This is a genomic window from Halobacteroides halobius DSM 5150 (genome assembly GCF_000328625.1).
GTDB classification, from domain to species: domain Bacteria; phylum Bacillota; class Halanaerobiia; order Halobacteroidales; family Halobacteroidaceae; genus Halobacteroides; species Halobacteroides halobius.
Map to the genome: position 1 here is coordinate 379,275 of NC_019978.1, position 17,510 is coordinate 396,784.

Genomic DNA, 17,510 nt, shown 5'->3' on the forward strand with positions numbered 1-17,510 from the left:
CATTAATTATTGTTATACCTATAAATGAGCAAATTTGAACCCATATTATTCCAAGTCAAAAAATAAAACAAGACATTCCCAACATTTTGGTGTAGAATAAAGTTACCATACCAAACTCTCACCAGAAAGGATGTTGGAAATGTCTAATAACTTTATTCTACCTGATAATAAGCTAATTGACAAGTTTTTTGACGAAAATAATTTTAATCTTTATTATTCTAAACCAGCTTTAAAGCATATAAAAGAATTCATTCTAGCAGGAATTTCTAAAGGGTTTTCATCTAAAACAACTGATATTGCAGAGTATAGTGAAAATCATAGAACTACAATTGGTCATTTCTTATCTAAAGGAAACTGGAATGAAGAATTCATTAAAGAAATTATTAAAAACCAAAGTTTAGAGTTTTCATTTGATTATGCAAAGAATAATGATGAACCAATCTTTATTCTTCATGATGACACTGTTTCTGAAAAGACTAAGCCTTCGTCACAGGCAAAGTCACCAATTGAGAAAACTGATTTTTGCTACTCTCATTTAACTGGAAGAACTGTGTTAGGACATCAATTATTAACTACTATGATTCAATCTGGTGAGCATAATTTAGTTTATGACCTTCAACGCTATGATAGAGAAAGGCAAAGTAAAATTGATACTGTTTGTGATATTGCAGAATCTATGCCTACCCCACCTACAAATGCTTATGCATTATTTGATTCATGGTATAATTGTCCTAAAATAATTAATGCTTATGCTAAAAAGGGTTATCATTGCATTGGAGCTCTTAAAAGAAACCGCATTATTTACCCTAAAGGTATTAGAATCGGTATATCTGATTATGCAAAATATATTCAAAAGAGTGATGTTCACCTTGTGACCGTGAACGGCTCTGAATATTGGGTTCACCGTTATGAGGGAAACCTGAATAATATAGAAAATGCGGTTGTAATTTTATCTTGGCCTGTAGATGCTTTTAAGAATTCTAAGGCTTTAAGAGCATTCCTCTGCACTAATGTTTCTTTAGATGAAAAAACTATTTTAGAATACTATTCTAAACGCTGGTCTATTGAAGTATATTTTAGACAATCTAAAAGGATATTAGGTCTTGATAAATATCAAGTCAGATCTATCAAAGCCATAGATAGAATCTGGGTATTACAAAATTTAGTTTATTTATTTTGTACCATTGGTTTAGATAAACCAATGAAATTTGGCAGAGGTGTTCTAGAAGCCAGAAAGCACAGTAAAAGAGAATATATAGAATGGATTTATGAATGTGCTCAAACTGGCATACCATTAAATACCACTTTAGAGTTATTAAATGTTGCATAGAAAAACTATATCAAGTTGCTTCCATAAATTGGAACGGTTTTTGCTCATTTATAGGTTATACTATAAATAAGACTTAAATTTAATAATAATTATTAAAAAGGGATGGGGAAATTGACTAAAAAACAACGTAGAATGACTAAACAAAGAAAGAAAATTTTAAAAGTCTTGCAAGGAACTACTTGTCATCCAACAGCAGATTGGGTTTATGAACAGGTAAAAAAAGAAATACCTAATGTTAGTTTAGGAACTATTTACAGAAATTTAAATGTGTTGCAAGAAATGGGGAAGATTCAAGAATTAAATTATGGTAGTGATTATAGTCGATTTGATGGAAACCCAAAGAATCATTATCACTTTACTTGTTTAAAATGTGATGAGGTAATTGATGTAGAGTTAGAAGTAGTCCAAGAGATGAATCAACAGGTTGCTGATTTAGTAGAGGGAGAAGTTAAATATCATCGAACTGAGTTTTTTGGGTATTGTAGTAAATGTAAGGAATAGATAAAGACCTCCCAACAGGGAGGTTTTTATTATTAATTTTAAAAAGAAAGGAAGATTATATGGAACTAGGATATGCTTGTTTAAATTGTAGCCTAAAAGATTGTAAACCTAACCGTAGAACAACTGTAGGTTATCTAAAAAAATTAAATTCAGAGGGCCAAATTACAAAATTAAATTCTTTATTATTTGAAAACTTAGCTAATACTTTGCGAATCCTAAGGTTTAATGTCGCTCATGATATAAATTTCTACCGCTTGTCGTCTGATATTGTTCCTTTAGCTACTCATCCAGTTACTGAGGGTTGGGATTATATTACTGCTGGTAAAGAGCAATTTTTAGAGATTGGAGAGTTTATTAAAAATAATAATTTAAGAGTAAGTATGCATCCAGGACAGTATACTGTTCTTAATAGTAATAAAGATGATGTAGTAGATAGAGCTATTGCAGATTTAGAATATCATTCTCAAGTTTTACAAACTATGAGACTTGATACAAGCCATAAATTAATTTTACATATTGGCGGAGTTTATGGTGATAAAAAAGCAGCTATAACTAGATTTAAGGAGAATTTTTGTCGGTTATCTACTGATATTAAAGGACGATTAGTTATTGAAAATGATGATAAATCATATCAGGCTAGAGAGGTATTAAAGATAGCTCAAGAATTAGATATTCCTATGGTTTTTGATAATCATCATTTTAATTGTAATCATAGCGCAGATGAAAAGTTAGAAGAACTAATCCCAGCTATATTTGCAACTTGGGGTAGTGAAAAGCCGAAGATGCATTTTTCATCTCCTAAGAATGAAGATAAATATGCTAGCCATGCTGATAATATTAATGCTCAAGATTTTAAGAAATTTATTGACTTAATTACAAATATAACAGATGAAGATTTTGATATTATGTTAGAGTGCAAGAATAAAGACCAGGCATTATTTAAATTAAGAGAGGAATTAGACTACCGATGGGATTAAACTCCCATCTTTTTTAATTTTATAGGGGATAAATATGAGAAATTAAACAAATAATATTGATAACTAGGAGGTGGCATACTACCAAATGAAGCAAGAAGAAAAAGAAAAAAAAGCTAAATTAAAGGAAGTAATTCAAGAAGCTAAAGAAAGTGATGAAATAAATATAGTTAAAATTGTTAATCAAGCTCAAGATATATATGGACATGTTTCTCGTGATATACAAGTTAAGCTAGCTGAAGGAGTAGGAATTCCACTAAGTGAGATATATAGTGTTGTTAGTTTTTATTCTTTATTTTCTACTACTCCACGAGCAGAAAATACAATCGAAGTTTGTATGGGAACAGCTTGTTATGTAAAAGGTAGTCAAGATATCTTAGATGAATTTTCTGACGAATTAAAGATTGAGCCAGGTGAAGTAACAGAGGATGGGAAATTCGGTTTAGAGAGTACTCGTTGTATAGGAGCATGTGGTAGAGCACCAGTAATTGTTGCTGGAGAAGATATACATGGTGGATTAGATGTTGATGGAGTGTCTAAAATATTAGATCAATATCAATGAGGTGGTGGAGTATGGAAGCTAAGAATAAGATATTAGTTTGTGCAGGAACAAGTTGTGATTCTTCAGAGGGACCAGAGATTTATCGTGAGTTATTAGAAAAATTACAAGAAAATGGCCTCGATGATAAGACTAGAGTAGTAGAAACAGGATGTTTTGGATTCTGTGATCAAGGGCCAATTGTTGTGGTTTATTCAGAAGAATCTAAAGATGGAATTTTTTATTGTCAGGTAAAATCAGAAGATGCAGAGCAGATTGTAAAAGAACATTTAATTAAAGGACGTATAATAGATGATTTATTATATGTAAACCCAAAGACTGAAGAAAAGGTTCCTGAATATAAAGATATTGACTTTTATGAATATCAACAACGAATTGCCTTAAGAAACTGTGGACAAATAGATCCTTTTGAGATAGCTGATTATAAAGCTAATGATGGGTATAAATCTTTAGATAAAGTGTTAAATCAGATGACTCCAGAAGAAGTAATTCAGGAAGTAAAGGAATCTAAATTACGTGGTCGTGGCGGGGGAGGTTTTCCTACAGGTGTTAAATGGGAATTAACTGCTAAAAGTGAAGAAACTCCTAAATATATTATATGTAATGCTGATGAAGGTGATCCTGGTGCTTTTATGGATCGGAGTATTTTAGAAGGGGATCCGTATAGTGTAATTGAAGGAATGACCATAGGTGCATATGCGATAGGGGCCAACCAAGGGTTTGTTTATGTTAGAGCTGAATATCCTTTAGCTGTTGAAAGGTTACAAGGTGCAATTGAGAATGCTAGAGCAGCAGGAATGTTAGGTGCAGATATCTTTGGTAGTGGATTTGATTTTGATGTAGAAATTAAGATTGGAGCGGGAGCTTTTGTTTGTGGTGAGGAAACAGCACTAATAACTTCAGTTGAAGGATATCGAGGTGATCCGCAATCTAAACCACCTTATCCAGCTCAAAATGGTTTGTATGATCAACCAACATTGATTAATAATGTAGAAACACTAGCTAATATTCCAATTATTATTCATAATGGTGGTGATTGGTATAACAAAATAGGTACAGAAGATAGTGCAGGAACTAAAGTATTTGCTTTAGCAGGAGATATTAACAACACTGGTTTAATTGAGGTGCCAATGGGAACTAGTTTACGTGAAGTAATTTTTGATTTAGGAGGAGGAATTCCTGAAGGTAAAGAAGTTAAGGCAGCTCAAACTGGTGGGCCATCAGGAGGTTTTATACCCCAAGATAATTTAGATATCTCTTTAGAGTATGATGCTTTATTAGAAGCAAATTCAATGATGGGATCAGGTGGTTTAATTATTTTAGATGAGACTAGCTGTATGGTTGATGTGGCTAGGTTTTATTTAGATTTCACCCAAGATGAAGCTTGTGGAAAATGTGCTCCTGGTAGAATTGGTACTAAAAGAATGTTAGAAGTTTTAAATAAGATTGTAGAAGGTGATGGAAGTAAGGATGACTTAGATTTATTAGAAAGGTTAGCTACTGATATTAAAGATACTGCCTTATGTGGTCTGTGTAAATCAGCTCCTAATCCAGTTTTAAGTACTCTTGAGCATTTTAGGGATGAGTACTTGGCCCATACAGAAGATAAATATTGTCCTGCAGGTATTTGTGATGAATTAGCTAAGTATGAGATAGACCCAGAAATTTGTGTCTCCTGTGGCAAATGTGCAGAAGTCTGTCCCGTTGATGCTATTAGTGGAGAAGATGGGGAAGCCTACGTAATAGATCCAGAAATTTGTATTTCCTGTGGCAAATGTGCAGAAGAATGTCCCGTAGATGCTATTTCTAAAGGTTAATTTTAGAAGGAGGGTTGAGCAATGATAACGATGACAGTTGATGGCCAAGAAGTTAAAGTAGAAGAAGGTTTAAATATACTTGATGCTGCTAATAAAGTTGATATAGATATCCCGACCCTTTGTTATTTAGAGGGAGTGAATGAACCAGCAGCGTGTCGGGTTTGTGTAGTAGAGATAGAAGGAGAACAGGATTTACAGCCAGCTTGTGAATATAAGGTTAAAGAAGGGATGGTAGTTCGAACTAACACCCCAGAAGTATTAGATGCTAGAAAAACAGTTTTAGAATTATTATTATCAGATCATCCCTTTGATTGTTTAACTTGTGAAGCTAATTTAAATTGTGAGTTACAATCTTTAGCTGACCAGTTTGGTGTTAGGCAAATACCGTATCAAGGTGAGAAAAATGAATATCCAATAGATGATTTATCACCTGCTTTAGTTAGAGAGCCTAGTAAATGTATTATGTGTAGAAGATGTATTAGAGTCTGTGATAATATCCAAGAAGTTCATATTTATGATGTTTTAGAAAGAGGTTTTCCTTCTGTTGCTGGTCCAGCATTTAGTGATAGTTTATTAGATACCCCATGTATTACTTGTGGACAGTGTATTTTGGTTTGCCCAACTGGTGCTTTACATACTAAAAATGATAAACAACAAGTTTGGGAAGCCTTAAAAGATCCTGATAAGCATGTGGTAATTCAAACTGCTCCTGCTATTCGAGTAACAATTGGAGAAATATTTGATATGGATGTAGGAAGTCTAGTAACAGGTCAATTAGTAGCTGCTTTAAAAAGATTAGGGTTTGATAAAGTATTTGATGATTGTTTTGGGGCAGATGTAGTAGTTATGGAAGAAGGACATGAGTTAATGGAACGATTGGAAAGTGGAAAGGATCTACCACAATTTACTTCTTGCTGTCCAGGGTGGGTAAAATTTTGTGAGAACTTTTATTCTGACTTTTTAGATAATTTATCATCATGTAAGTCTCCTCAACAAGTCTTTGGTTCTTTAGTTAAGACCTATTATGCAGAACAAGCAGGTATAGATCCAGAAAATATTTTTTCTGTTTCAGTAATGCCTTGTGTAGCTAAAAAATATGAAGCATCTCGACCAGAAATGAATGATAGTGGTCAAGATCGAGATGTAGATGTAAATTTAACCACTAGAGAATTGGGAGAATTGATTAAAGAAGCTGGATTGGATCTAAAGACCTTGCCAGAAGAAGAGTATGATCATCCAATGGGTTATGCTTCTGGAGCAGGGGTTATTTTTGGTTCAACTGGAGGTGTTTGTGAAGCTACTTTACGGACAGTCTATGAAAAGATGACTGGAGAAGAACTAGAGGATGTAGAGCTTGAACAAGTAAGAGGAAAAGAACTTAAGGAAGGAATTGTTGATTTAGGTGATGGAAGAGAAATTAGGGCAGCAGTTGTTAGAGGAACAGGTAATGCCAGAAAGTTACTAGATCAAATTCAGTCAGGAGAAAAAGACTATGACTTTATAGAAGTAATGGCTTGTCCTAACGGAGGTTGCGTTGGTGGAGGTGGTCAACCAGTTTATTCCGGATATGATAGATGGACTAAGATGGGAGAGCATTATGTTAAACGAGCTGAGGGACTGTTTAAAGCTGACCAACAAAAAGAGCATAGGACAGCTCATACTAATCCTTATGTTAAGAAACTATATGATGAATTTTTAGGTAAACCTCATGGGGATAAATCTCAAGATCTATTACACACTAAATATGTTAATCGTAAAAAATATACTAGAGATAGGTTGTATGGAGTGAAGGAATGTAATGAAGAAGCTATTCCAGACTGTAGAGAAGGGGAACAAACATAGTATAGTTTAAAAAATCAATTGGGTTAGGGTGAGAGCTAAAATTCACTCTAGCCTTAACCATAAAGTTTTTAGGAGGGGCAAAAATGTACTTAGCTATATCACTATTAGTAGTAGCACTAGTTGTTTCATTAGTGTTAATTATAAAAAGTTAATATTCTAGTGCAGGGATTACTTATTGAAGTTAGAATTACTATCTAAAGGTAAAGAGGTGATAAAATGATTAATTCTTTTACAGTTCAGACTAATCAACATTCTCAATTAGTTGATATAACGCTACAAATTCAAGAGGTTATCGACCAAACGCAAGTCAATGAGGGAATATGTGTTGTTTTTATTCCTCATACAACAGCAGCAGTAACAATTAATGAGAATGCAGACCCAACTGTTAAAGGAGATATACTAACTAAGTTAGAGAATTTAATCCCTTGGAATGATAACTATAAACACTTAGAAGGAAATTCAGCAGCTCATTTAAAGGCTAGTTTAGTTGGTAGTTCAGAACAAATTATTATTGAAAATGGCAAATTAGAATTAGGTACTTGGCAAGGGATTTATTTAGCAGAATTTGACGGGCCAAGAACTAGAAAAGTACAAGTTAAATTAGTGGGTAGTTGATAGTTAAAGAATAAAATAATAGATAACGGATAAATGATTTAATAGAGTACCAGCTTTGAAATTAATGGTTAATAAGGATTAAAAAATTTATAATTTATTCTTTATTAATTATTATTTGAATTTAACTGTAAATTGTCAATTGAAATAAGAAGGAGTGAGAAGATGTTAGTAGATTATCATACTCATTTGTTAGGCCATCAAGACCGAGCCGGGACAGCCCAAGAAATTAGAGAGTTTTTGGAGCAGGCAGTAAAAAATAATATAGCAGAGATAGGATTTACTGATCATAATCGTTATTATAAGGAATTTAATTTTGATTTAATTGGGGAAGTAGCCCAAGAGTTTCCTCAGCTAAAGGTAAGAAAGGGATTAGAAATGGATTTTACACCAGGAGAAGAAGAGCAAATTAATAATTTTTTAGATCAATTTAATCTAGATTATGCTATTGGATCTATTCATTATCTTGATGATTGGATGTTTGATCATCCTGATTATCAAGATGAATATCAAAATTGGGATGTAATTGAATTATATAAAGAGTATTTTTCTTATGTTAAACAGGCTGCTAAATCAGGTTTATTTCAAATTTTAGGTCACTTAGATTTAATTAAGGTATTTGGGTACAAACCGGAAGCTGATATACTAAAGATTGTTACTCCTGTTTTAGAAATAATTGCTCAAGAAGATGTAGTAATTGAGATTAATACTAATGGATTTAATAAGCCAGTTAGTGAAATGTATCCCAGTCGAGAAATATTGGAACAAGCTTATGATTTAGAAGTTAAAGTAACCTTAGGTTCTGATGCCCATTGTGCAGGGAGAGTAGGAGAAAACTTTGCTATGGTTAAGAAATTGCTAGCAGATATCGGTTATACTAAGATTGCTACTTTTAAGAATAAGAAAAGAAAGATGATTCAGTTATAAGACGCTAAGGAGGATTAACTGTGACAGGCAAATTATACCAAAAGTTAGTAAAAAATCTAACTACTAAAGAGACTAAAAAATTTAATGCTTGGCTTGAAGAATTTCATTCGATTGATATCGCAGAAGTTTTATCTGAATTGAGTGATAAAGAGTTACTTCAATTTTATGAGTTAACTAATTATGAAAATATGGCTATTATTCTTGAGCAAGCTGAAGAAAAAACCCAGGTTAGGCTTTTAAGATTAATCGAGTTAGAAGATGAAACTAAATTATTTTCTCAGATGTCAACTGATAATCTAACAGATATAATGGGCAATCTTCCTTTTAAAGAGCGAAAGGAATTATTAAATAGAATGAAAAATAATAAGTCAGGCCCTGTTAGTAATTTATTAGGTTATGATACAGAAAGTGCTGGCGGATTGATGACTACAGAATATATTGCTCTTAATGAAGGATTAACTATTGCTCAGGTGCTTAATAAGATAAAGACTATCGGTATCACAACAGAAGTAATTGATACTATTTATGTTCTAAATGATAATAAGTTAGTTGGGATTGCTGATTTGCGTAATATTTTGGCAGCAGATGAAAAAAGTTTATTACGGGATGTGACTGACTATAATGTTGTTTCTGTACTACCAAATGATGACCAAGAAGAAATCTCGTTGTTGGTAGCTAAGTATGATTTAACTGCAATTCCTGTAGTTAATCGTAAAGACCAATTGTTAGGAATAATTACAGTTGATGATATTATTGATGTTATTGAGACAGAAAATACTGAGGATATGTTTAGAATGGTTGGTGTAAGTGAAGAGGAAAGTGTACATAGCTCTTTAAAAAATTCTATTAAGAAGAGATTACCCTGGTTAATCATTAATTTAGCAACGGCTTTTTTAGCCTCTTTTACTGTTGGATTATTTGAAGATATAATTGCTCAAGTAGTTGCTTTAGCAGCAGCTATGCCTATCGTAGCAGGGATGGGTGGTAATGCAGGGACTCAGACTTTATCTGTTGTAATTAGAGGAATTGCATTAGGAGAGATTGATTTAAGAGAAAACTGGCGGTTTGTTTTTAAAGAGATAGGGCTAGGTTTAATTAATGGAGCGGTTACAGGTTTGTTGACAGGAATTATTCTTTATTTTCAGTATGGTAATCCTTATTTAGGTTTAATTATCTTTTTAGCAATGATTGGTAATTTGCTTATAGCAGGTTTAGCTGGATTTTTAATACCTTTATTTTTAGAGTTGATAGGAGTAGACCCTGCTTTAGCTTCGGCTATCTTTGTGACTACTGCTACTGATGTTTTTGGTTTCTTTATTTTTCTAGGATTAGCTAAGATGATGTTAGGTTTTATAAGTTAGAACAAATTCTTTCTGGAATCATAATTGACAATAAAGATAATATGTTATAATCTTAACTTGGAATTTTGTTATAAACTAAGGAGGAAGTATATGATAGTTAGAGATGATATTCGCAATATAGCAATTATTGCCCACGTAGACCATGGAAAGACAACTTTAGTAGATGGGATGTTAAAACAAAGTGGCATCTTTCATTCTAAACAAGAAGTACAAGAGAGAGTAATGGATGATAATGATTTAGAACGAGAACGAGGAATTACTATTTTATCTAAAAATACAGCAGTTAATTATAAGGAGACTAAAATAAATATTGTTGATACACCAGGTCACGCTGATTTTGGTGGTGAGGTTGAACGAATTTTAAAGATGGTAGATGGTGTTTTATTAGTTGTTGATGCTTTTGAAGGGCCAATGCCTCAGACTAAGTTTGTGTTAACTAAAGCATTAGAGTTAGATTTAAAGCCTGTAGTAGTTTTAAATAAAATTGATCGAGAAGATGCACGACCAGAGGAAGTTGTTGATAAGGTATTAGATTTATTTATTGATTTAGGGGCCACTGATGAACAGATAGATTTTCCAGTGATTTATGCTTCTGCTCTAGAAGGATATGCCCAAGAAGAATTATCTGCTACTAATGATGATTTAGAGCCTTTATTTAAAGCAGTTATTAAGCATATTCCAGCTCCTGAAGGTGAAATAAATAAACCACTACAAACAATTGTAACTACAATTGAATATAATGATTATGTGGGGCGAATGGCTTTAGGAAAGATTAATCGTGGTCAAGTTAGTGAAGGAGAAGAAGTAGCTATTTGTAAAAGGGATGGTACAGTTGATAAAAAAAGAATTAGTAAACTGTATGCGTACCAAGGATTAGGTAGAAAGGAAATTAAAGAGGCTAAAGTTGGAGATATTGTAGCTATAGCTGGAATGGAAGGAATTAATATTGGTGAAACAATAGCTGATAAAGATAACCCTGAAGCCTTACCTTTTATTGAAATTGAGGAACCAACTGTTAGTATGACTTTTACTACCAATGATAGTCCTTTTGCAGGTCAAGAAGGTGATTTTGTTACTTCTAGAAATTTAAAAGATAGATTACTAAAGGAATTAGAAAAGAATGTAGCTTTACGAGTTAAGGAAATAAATCCTGATACCTTCAAGGTTTCAGGAAGGGGAGAATTACACTTATCTATTTTAATTGAAACTATGCGCCGGGAAGGTTATGAATTCCAGGTTTCTAAACCAGAGGTAATTATGAAAGAAGAAGAGGGCCAAAAATTAGAGCCCATTGAAGAAGCAATTATTGATATACCAGAAGAACACATGGGAACCGTAATGGAATTATTAGGTGCCAGAAAAGGTGAAATGAAGAATATGGTTCACTTAAGTCAGAGTAGATTAAGATTAACTTTTGAGGTTCCTTCGCGAGGATTAATTGGTTTTAGGTCTGAGTTTTTAACTAAGACCAAAGGGGAAGGGGTACTAAATTGTAGTTTTTCTCATTATGATAATCATCGTGGTCAAATTTCTGAGACTGATACTGGTTCTATAGTAGCAGATAGAGAGGGTGAAGTAACTAGATATGGTATCTTTACTGCTCAAGAAAGAGGCGATATATTTGTAGAGCCGGGGACTAGAGTGTATGAAGGAATGATTGTAGGGTCCAATGCTCGAGAACAAGATTTGAATATTAATATTTGTAAAAATAAAAAGTTAGATAATATGAGATCTGCTGGCTCAGATGAGGCTATGATTCTAACACCAGCCACTGAGCTTAGTTTAGAAGAGTCTTTAGAGTATATAACTAGCGATGAATTAGTAGAGATTACACCTAAAAATATTAGGTTAAGAAAGAAAATTTTAAATAAAAAGACAAGGGTTAAGGCACAAAAAAGCAATTAATAGCATCAGGATGAGTGAGAATGGGGTAGAAAAAAGTGCTCACCCTGATAACTAAAAAAGAAAGGAGAAGTCAAGATGGAGATATCGTCGAGAGTCAGTCAGATTGATGCTTCGCCTACATTAGCGATTAGTGCTCAAGCAAAGGAATTATGCCAACAAGGAAAGAATGTGATTAGTTTAGGAGCGGGAGAGCCAGATTTTAATACTCCTTTACATATTAAAGAGGCAGCAAAAGAAGCTATGGCAGCAGGGTTTACAAACTATACTGCTACAGTGGGGACTAAAGAATTAAGAACTGCTGTTACAGATAGATTTAACAAGCAAAAGAAGATTGAATATAGCAGTGAGCAGGTAATTGTTTCTCCAGGGGCCAAGTATGCTTTATTTTTAACATTGCAGGTGCTAGTTGATGAAGGTGATGAGGTTATTCTACCAGCCCCTTATTGGGTTAGTTATCCCCAACAGGTTAAATTTGCTGGTGGTAAAATGAAAGCAGTAGAAACTAAAGAAGAGAATGATTTTAAGTTAACCAGTCAAGAATTAAAAGACTCTATTACGCCTCAAACTAAAGTTTTAATCTTAAATACTCCTAGTAATCCTACAGGAGCTATTTATAGTCAAGAAGAGTTAGCTAAGATTGCTGAGATAGCCATTAAAGAGGATATTATGATTATTGCTGATGAGATTTATCAACAAATTAGTTATGATAAAGAAGCAGTGAGTATTGCCTCTTTAGGAGAAGAAATTAAAGAGCAGACAGTTATTATTGATGGTGTTTCTAAAGCTTATGCTATGACAGGATGGCGGATTGGTTTTGCGGTTGGCCCGCAAGAAGTTATTGCTGCAATGGCTTGTCTACAAAGTCATAGTACATCTAGTGCTAACTCAATTGCACAAAAGGCAAGTGTAGCTGCTTTATCTGGAACGCATGCCCCCACAGAAAAGATGAAAAAAGCATTTAAGCAGAGAAGAGATTTGATAGTAGAGCAAATAAATCAAATTCCTAGTTTTAAAGCTAAAAAACCAGCTGGAGCTTTTTATCTCTTTGTTAATGTTAAGGATGCTTTAGGTCAAAAAATAAATGGAGAGAAGATAACTAATGATCAAAAATTAGCTAATCTATTATTACAAGAAGCAGGAGTAGCTACAATTCCAGGTTCTTTCTTTGGCAAAGATGGATATTTAAGGATGTCTTATGCTACTAGTGAATCAGAAATTAAAACTGCTATAAATAAGATAAAAGATTTTCTTGCTTAAAAGTAAGGCGGCTTAAGCCGCCTTACTTTTAATTATCCACCTCTGTAAATTCAACTTTAACTACTGCCTTAGGTTGAATAATTAACCAGACGAGCTTAAGTTGATAGTTCTTTTCTTCAATAATAATAATCCTTTCATTAATGGTGTTAGCTATTAATTGGCCATCAATTTTTGCAATATTACGTCCAATTAAGCTATCTAATAATTTAAAAGTTCTTTCTTTTAATTCTTGTTTAAGATGTTTATCTCCTTTTGTTTGAACATTTATTTCTAGCTCTTGGATTATTGTTCTTTTTTCTTCTTTTAGACTCTTTTTTAGTTTTTTTAATTCAGTTTCTTGGGTATTTATTGTAGCAACCAATTGTTTTTTTTCATAGATTAATTGGTCAAGTTCTCTGCCTATCCAGAGGTTAATTAAACAGCCACCAATAATTATTCCTAAAATAAAACTAGCTAGTATACGAGCAAATTCTTTTTTAGTTAAAGCTAGAAATCTAAATTCCATTTTAGTTTCCTCCAGTAAGGATTGTAATGATCCAAATCCCTAATTGAGCTCCTAAAAAGCCAGTGATTAAAAGTATAAATTGTTTTACCACTAGTAAAATTTCTCCTTCTAATAATCCCCCTTCAAAGAGCTTTAAGTTAGAGAATGTACCACCAATAGAGATTACAACAGCCCATAATTTGAGTTCTTTCGATAATTCCCTCATAGATTTTAGAGGTGATTCTTTAGCTAAAGTAGCTCCAATACTTCCAATTAATGACCCTCCGAGGATGATCCCTAAGGAGATAAAAAAAACAATTAATAAACGTTGCATTATATCACCTACTAAATCTGATTTATGAAATTAGTAGTTACCGTTTGTAAAGAATATAGCATATATTTATTAAAATTTAGTGTAAATTATGCTTTGCTCGGAAAGAATGTTATAATAATTTATGTAGATAATTTTAATTGTAAGTTATCCAATTAAAAAAGGAGGTGAAATATATGTCTAACTTTGTTCATCTTCATACTCATACTGAATATAGTCTGCTAGATGGGGCAATTAGAATAGATGACTTGGTTCAACAAGCAAAAGAGTATGATATGCCAGCGGTAGCAATTACTGACCATGGGGTACTGTATGGTGCAATTGATTTTTATCAACAACTTAAAGAAGCAGGGATTAAACCTATCATTGGTTGTGAGGTATATGTGACTGAAGATTATCAACAAAAACAACCTCGTAATAGAAAATTAAATCACTTAGTATTATTAGCTGAAAATAAGCAAGGGTATAAAAATTTGTTAAAGTTAGTTTCACAAAGTTTTTTAGAAGGGTTTTATTATAAACCACGAGTTGATAAAGAATTATTAGCTAAGTATAGTGAGGGTTTAATTTGTTTAAGTAGTTGTTTAGCTGGTGAAGTAGCAACTTTAATTCAAAACCGACAATTTGAACAAGCTAAGGAAGTTGCATTAGATTATCAAAATATATTTGGGCCAAATAACTTCTTTTTAGAGATGCAAGATCATGGTTTAGCCGAAGAAAAGCAAGTTAATACAGAGTTAGTTAAATTAAGTCGAGAGTTAGATATACCATTGGTAGTGACCAATGATGTTCATTATTTAAAGCAAGATGATGCTACAGTACATGATATCCTGCTATGTATTCAAACTGGTAAGGATGTAACGGATGAAGATAGATTACAATTTCCTAATCAAGAATTTTATTTTAAGTCTCCACAAGAAATGCAAGATTTATTTTCTGACTACCCACAAGCAATTGAAAATACAGTTAAGATTGCTCAGCGTTGCAATCTTGAGTTAGATTTTGAACAAACTCTACTGCCTGATTATCAAGTACCCCAGGGGGATACACTTGAGTCTTATTTACGTAAGGTAGCTTACCAGGGTTTAGCAGAGAAGTATGAGCAAATAACTCCTGAAATAGAAGAAAGATTAGAGTATGAGTTAGAAATTATCAATCAAATGGGCTATCCTGCTTATTTTTTAATTGTGCGGGATTTTGTTAGATATGCTAAAGAGAATGATATTATAGTTGGCCCAGGGCGAGGTAGTGCTGCTTCTAGTTTAGTTTCTTATGCGTTAGATATTACAAATATAGATCCTTTAGAGTATGATTTATTATTTGAACGATTTTTAAATCCGGCCCGAGTAACAATGCCGGACATAGATATTGATTTCTGTTATGAGCGGCGGGATGAAGTAATAGATTATGTAACTAAGAAGTATGGCCCAGATAAGGTAGCCCAGATTATTACTTTTGGAACAATGGCTGCTAAGGCAGCAGTCAGAGATGTAGGACGAGTCTTAGGAGTCAGTTATAATAAGACCGATAAGGTAGCTAAAGCAATTCCTGATAATTTAGGGATTGATATTAAAGGGGCTTTGTCTAAATCAGAAGAATTAGAAGAGTTATATCAATCAGATAAAGAAGTTAAAGAAATTGTTGATTATGCTCATGGTATTGAGGGATTACCTCGCCATGCTTCTACTCATGCTGCAGGAGTAGTAATTACTAAAGAAGAATTGACTAATTATACTCCACTATATCAGAATGGTGGTGAAGTTACTACCCAGTATGCTATGGATGATTTGGAGTCATTAGGCTTATTAAAGATGGATTTTTTAGGTTTAAGAACTCTAACAGTAATTAATAAGACACTAGATTTAATAAAAGAGACTCAAGGAGAAGAAATTGAGTTAGCTCAGATTTCTTTTACTGACCAGAAAGTATATGATTTATTAAGTAGTGGGAATAGTTTAGGAGTATTTCAATTAGAAAGTACTGGTATGAGACGTTTAATTGCTAAGTTAAAGCCAGAAGACATAGAAGATATTATTGCTTTACTAGCTTTATATCGACCAGGGCCTTTAGGAAGTGGAATGGTAGAGGATTATATTGCTAGAAGGCATGATGAACAGGAAGTAGAGTATCCTCATCCAGATTTAAAAGAAATTCTAGGGCCAACTTATGGTGTAATTTTATACCAGGAGCAAGTAATGCAGATTGTGCAAAAAATTGCAGGGTATTCTCTTGGTCAAGCTGATATTTTGCGTCGATCAATGGGAAAGAAAAAACCTGAGGTTATGAAGAAACACCGAGATATTTTTATTAATGGTAATGATGATATTGCTGGAGCAGTAAACAATGGTTATAGCAAAGAGTTAGCTAAAGAGTTATTTGAACTGATTGAACACTTTGGAGGTTATGGCTTTAATAAGGCTCATAGTGCAGCTTATGCTCATGTTTCATATTATACTGCTTACTTAAAAGCTCATTATCCAGTTGAATTTATGGCTGCGTTATTAACTAGTCAGATAGAAAATAGTGATAAGGTAGCTAAATATATCAATGAAGTAAGAAGGATGGGCTTTGAAGTACTACCTCCTAATATAAATGCTAGTTACTTTGGTTTTACAGTTGATTCTGGACAGATTAGATTTGGCTTACAAGGAGTCAAGCATGTAGGGGCCAAGGCTATTGAAGAAATTATTACAGCTCGTAAAGAAGAGAAGTTTAAAAGTTTATCTGACTTTTGCCAAAAGGTTGATTTAAGCAAGGTCAATCAACGTGTAGTAGAGAGTTTGATTAAAGCAGGAGCTTTTGATTCTTTAGGTGATTATCGTTCTCAATTGCTCAATGTATTACCTGAAGTTTTTAGCCAAGCTCATAAAATGCAAAAGGAACAAAGTAATGGTCAAACTAGCTTTTCAGATTTATTTACAGAGGATAAAGAGTTTGTAGCTACTGATATTCAGTTACCAGAGATTAAGGAGTTTGCTAACCAGAAGTTATTATCTTTAGAGAAGGAAATGTTAGGTTTATATCTGTCTGGTAATCCTTTAGAAGATATTTTACCCCAATTAAAAGAAAGAAGAGATAGTACAATTCAAAGCTTAGAAATTGGAGAGCAAGAAGTGGTTACAGGAGGAATAATTACTAAAAAGAAAGAGGTAATAACTAAGAATCAGCGCCAGATGGCTTTTATATCACTAAAAGATGAAACAGATAAATTAGATGCAATTATTTTTCCAGATGTTTATCAAAAGTACCAAGAATTAGTGATTGAAGATCAAGGGGTGTTAATTAAGGGCCAAGTAAATCAAGAAGAAAAATTAATTGCGCAGCAAATAATAGATGTAACTGATTCAGTAGCAGATGAAGTTAAGGTAGTCCATCTACAATTAGAAGATCCGACTTTAACTACAATAGATAATTTAAAAGATATACTAGTTAATTATTCTGGAGAAAAGAAAGTATATCTACACTTAGTTATTAAAGAGCAAAGAATTAGTATAAAATTAGATAGTAAGTACTGGGTACAAGCAACTAATGAATTAAGTAAAGAGTTGAAAAGTATAGGTGCTAAGCACTTCTTTTAATTAATAAGCATATACTATATAATAGAGATGTA

General features: G+C 33.0%; 14 protein-coding genes. 12 read left to right on the forward strand and 2 right to left on the reverse strand.

What is annotated here, in order from left to right; all coding sequences use genetic code 11:
- Positions 1-139: 139 nt before the first annotated feature.
- The 11 genes from HALHA_RS01860 (at position 140) to HALHA_RS01910 (ending at position 13,085) form a co-directional block, all read left to right on the forward strand.
- Entirely contained in the window at positions 140-1,330 is a 1,191-nt protein-coding gene (locus HALHA_RS01860) for an IS701 family transposase (protein WP_015326093.1), read from the forward strand.
- A 102-nt stretch (positions 1,331-1,432) separates the two neighbouring features.
- Complete coding sequence (locus HALHA_RS01865) at positions 1,433-1,831, forward strand: Fur family transcriptional regulator (protein ID WP_015326094.1); 399 nt, start codon at positions 1,433-1,435, stop codon at positions 1,829-1,831.
- A gap of 59 nt (positions 1,832-1,890) precedes the next feature.
- A complete protein-coding gene (gene uvsE, locus HALHA_RS01870) occupies positions 1,891-2,808 on the forward strand; it encodes a UV DNA damage repair endonuclease UvsE (protein WP_015326095.1) in 918 nt (305 codons plus the stop codon).
- Positions 2,809-2,893: 85 nt separating this feature from the next.
- Positions 2,894-3,367, forward strand: coding sequence for an NADH-quinone oxidoreductase subunit NuoE family protein (locus HALHA_RS01875; protein WP_015326096.1), 474 nt, complete (start codon positions 2,894-2,896; stop codon positions 3,365-3,367).
- Positions 3,368-3,378: 11 nt separating this feature from the next.
- Positions 3,379-5,181: an NADH-ubiquinone oxidoreductase-F iron-sulfur binding region domain-containing protein gene (locus tag HALHA_RS01880; RefSeq protein ID WP_015326097.1), complete on the forward strand. Its 1,803-nt coding sequence runs from the start codon at positions 3,379-3,381 to the stop codon at positions 5,179-5,181.
- Positions 5,182-5,202: 21 nt separating this feature from the next.
- Positions 5,203-7,023, forward strand: a complete 1,821-nt coding sequence (locus HALHA_RS01885) for an NADH-dependent [FeFe] hydrogenase, group A6 (protein WP_015326098.1) — start codon at positions 5,203-5,205, stop codon at positions 7,021-7,023.
- A gap of 216 nt (positions 7,024-7,239) precedes the next feature.
- Complete coding sequence (locus HALHA_RS01890; RefSeq protein ID WP_015326099.1) at positions 7,240-7,638, forward strand: secondary thiamine-phosphate synthase enzyme YjbQ; 399 nt, start codon at positions 7,240-7,242, stop codon at positions 7,636-7,638.
- A gap of 162 nt (positions 7,639-7,800) precedes the next feature.
- Positions 7,801-8,562, forward strand: a complete 762-nt coding sequence (locus HALHA_RS01895) for a histidinol-phosphatase HisJ family protein (RefSeq protein WP_015326100.1) — start codon at positions 7,801-7,803, stop codon at positions 8,560-8,562.
- A gap of 20 nt (positions 8,563-8,582) precedes the next feature.
- Positions 8,583-9,923 carry a magnesium transporter gene (gene mgtE / locus HALHA_RS01900; protein WP_015326101.1) on the forward strand — a complete coding sequence of 447 codons (1,341 nt, stop codon included), beginning with the start codon at positions 8,583-8,585 and terminating at the stop codon, positions 9,921-9,923.
- A gap of 90 nt (positions 9,924-10,013) precedes the next feature.
- Positions 10,014-11,828 (forward strand): translational GTPase TypA, encoded by a 1,815-nt coding sequence (gene typA, locus HALHA_RS01905; RefSeq protein ID WP_015326102.1) that lies wholly within the window; start codon positions 10,014-10,016, stop codon positions 11,826-11,828.
- 75 nt (positions 11,829-11,903) lie between these two features.
- Entirely contained in the window at positions 11,904-13,085 is a 1,182-nt protein-coding gene (locus HALHA_RS01910) for a pyridoxal phosphate-dependent aminotransferase (RefSeq protein ID WP_015326103.1), read from the forward strand.
- A 28-nt stretch (positions 13,086-13,113) separates the two neighbouring features.
- Here the strand turns inward: HALHA_RS01910 and HALHA_RS01915 are convergent, their stop codons facing one another.
- Positions 13,114-13,590, reverse strand: coding sequence for a sporulation membrane protein YtrI (locus HALHA_RS01915; protein WP_015326104.1), 477 nt, complete (start codon positions 13,588-13,590; stop codon positions 13,114-13,116).
- Position 13,591: 1 nt separating this feature from the next.
- Positions 13,592-13,903, reverse strand: coding sequence for a YtrH family sporulation protein (locus tag HALHA_RS01920; protein WP_015326105.1), 312 nt, complete (start codon positions 13,901-13,903; stop codon positions 13,592-13,594).
- 173 nt (positions 13,904-14,076) lie between these two features.
- Between HALHA_RS01920 and HALHA_RS01925 the strand changes: the two genes are divergently transcribed.
- Complete coding sequence (locus HALHA_RS01925) at positions 14,077-17,478, forward strand: DNA polymerase III subunit alpha (RefSeq protein WP_015326106.1); 3,402 nt, start codon at positions 14,077-14,079, stop codon at positions 17,476-17,478.
- Positions 17,479-17,510: the final 32 nt, after the last annotated feature.

Excerpts from the sequence above, each read along its gene's own strand:
- typA (WP_015326102.1), top strand. The coding sequence starts at position 10,014 with ATGATAGTTAGAGATGATATTCGCAATATAGCAATTATTGCCCACGTA.
- HALHA_RS01860 (WP_015326093.1), top strand. The coding sequence starts at position 140 with ATGTCTAATAACTTTATTCTACCTGATAATAAGCTAATTGACAAGTTT.
- HALHA_RS01915 (WP_015326104.1), bottom strand. The coding sequence starts at position 13,590 with ATGGAATTTAGATTTCTAGCTTTAACTAAAAAAGAATTTGCTCGTATA.
- HALHA_RS01865 (WP_015326094.1), top strand. The coding sequence starts at position 1,433 with ATGGGGAAATTGACTAAAAAACAACGTAGAATGACTAAACAAAGAAAG.
- HALHA_RS01910 (WP_015326103.1), top strand. The coding sequence starts at position 11,904 with ATGGAGATATCGTCGAGAGTCAGTCAGATTGATGCTTCGCCTACATTA.
- HALHA_RS01880 (WP_015326097.1), top strand. The coding sequence starts at position 3,379 with ATGGAAGCTAAGAATAAGATATTAGTTTGTGCAGGAACAAGTTGTGAT.
- HALHA_RS01920 (WP_015326105.1), bottom strand. The coding sequence starts at position 13,903 with ATGCAACGTTTATTAATTGTTTTTTTTATCTCCTTAGGGATCATCCTC.
- HALHA_RS01875 (WP_015326096.1), top strand. The coding sequence starts at position 2,894 with ATGAAGCAAGAAGAAAAAGAAAAAAAAGCTAAATTAAAGGAAGTAATT.
- HALHA_RS01885 (WP_015326098.1), top strand. The coding sequence starts at position 5,203 with ATGATAACGATGACAGTTGATGGCCAAGAAGTTAAAGTAGAAGAAGGT.
- HALHA_RS01925 (WP_015326106.1), top strand. The coding sequence starts at position 14,077 with ATGTCTAACTTTGTTCATCTTCATACTCATACTGAATATAGTCTGCTA.
- HALHA_RS01890 (WP_015326099.1), top strand. The coding sequence starts at position 7,240 with ATGATTAATTCTTTTACAGTTCAGACTAATCAACATTCTCAATTAGTT.
- uvsE (WP_015326095.1), top strand. The coding sequence starts at position 1,891 with ATGGAACTAGGATATGCTTGTTTAAATTGTAGCCTAAAAGATTGTAAA.
- HALHA_RS01895 (WP_015326100.1), top strand. The coding sequence starts at position 7,801 with ATGTTAGTAGATTATCATACTCATTTGTTAGGCCATCAAGACCGAGCC.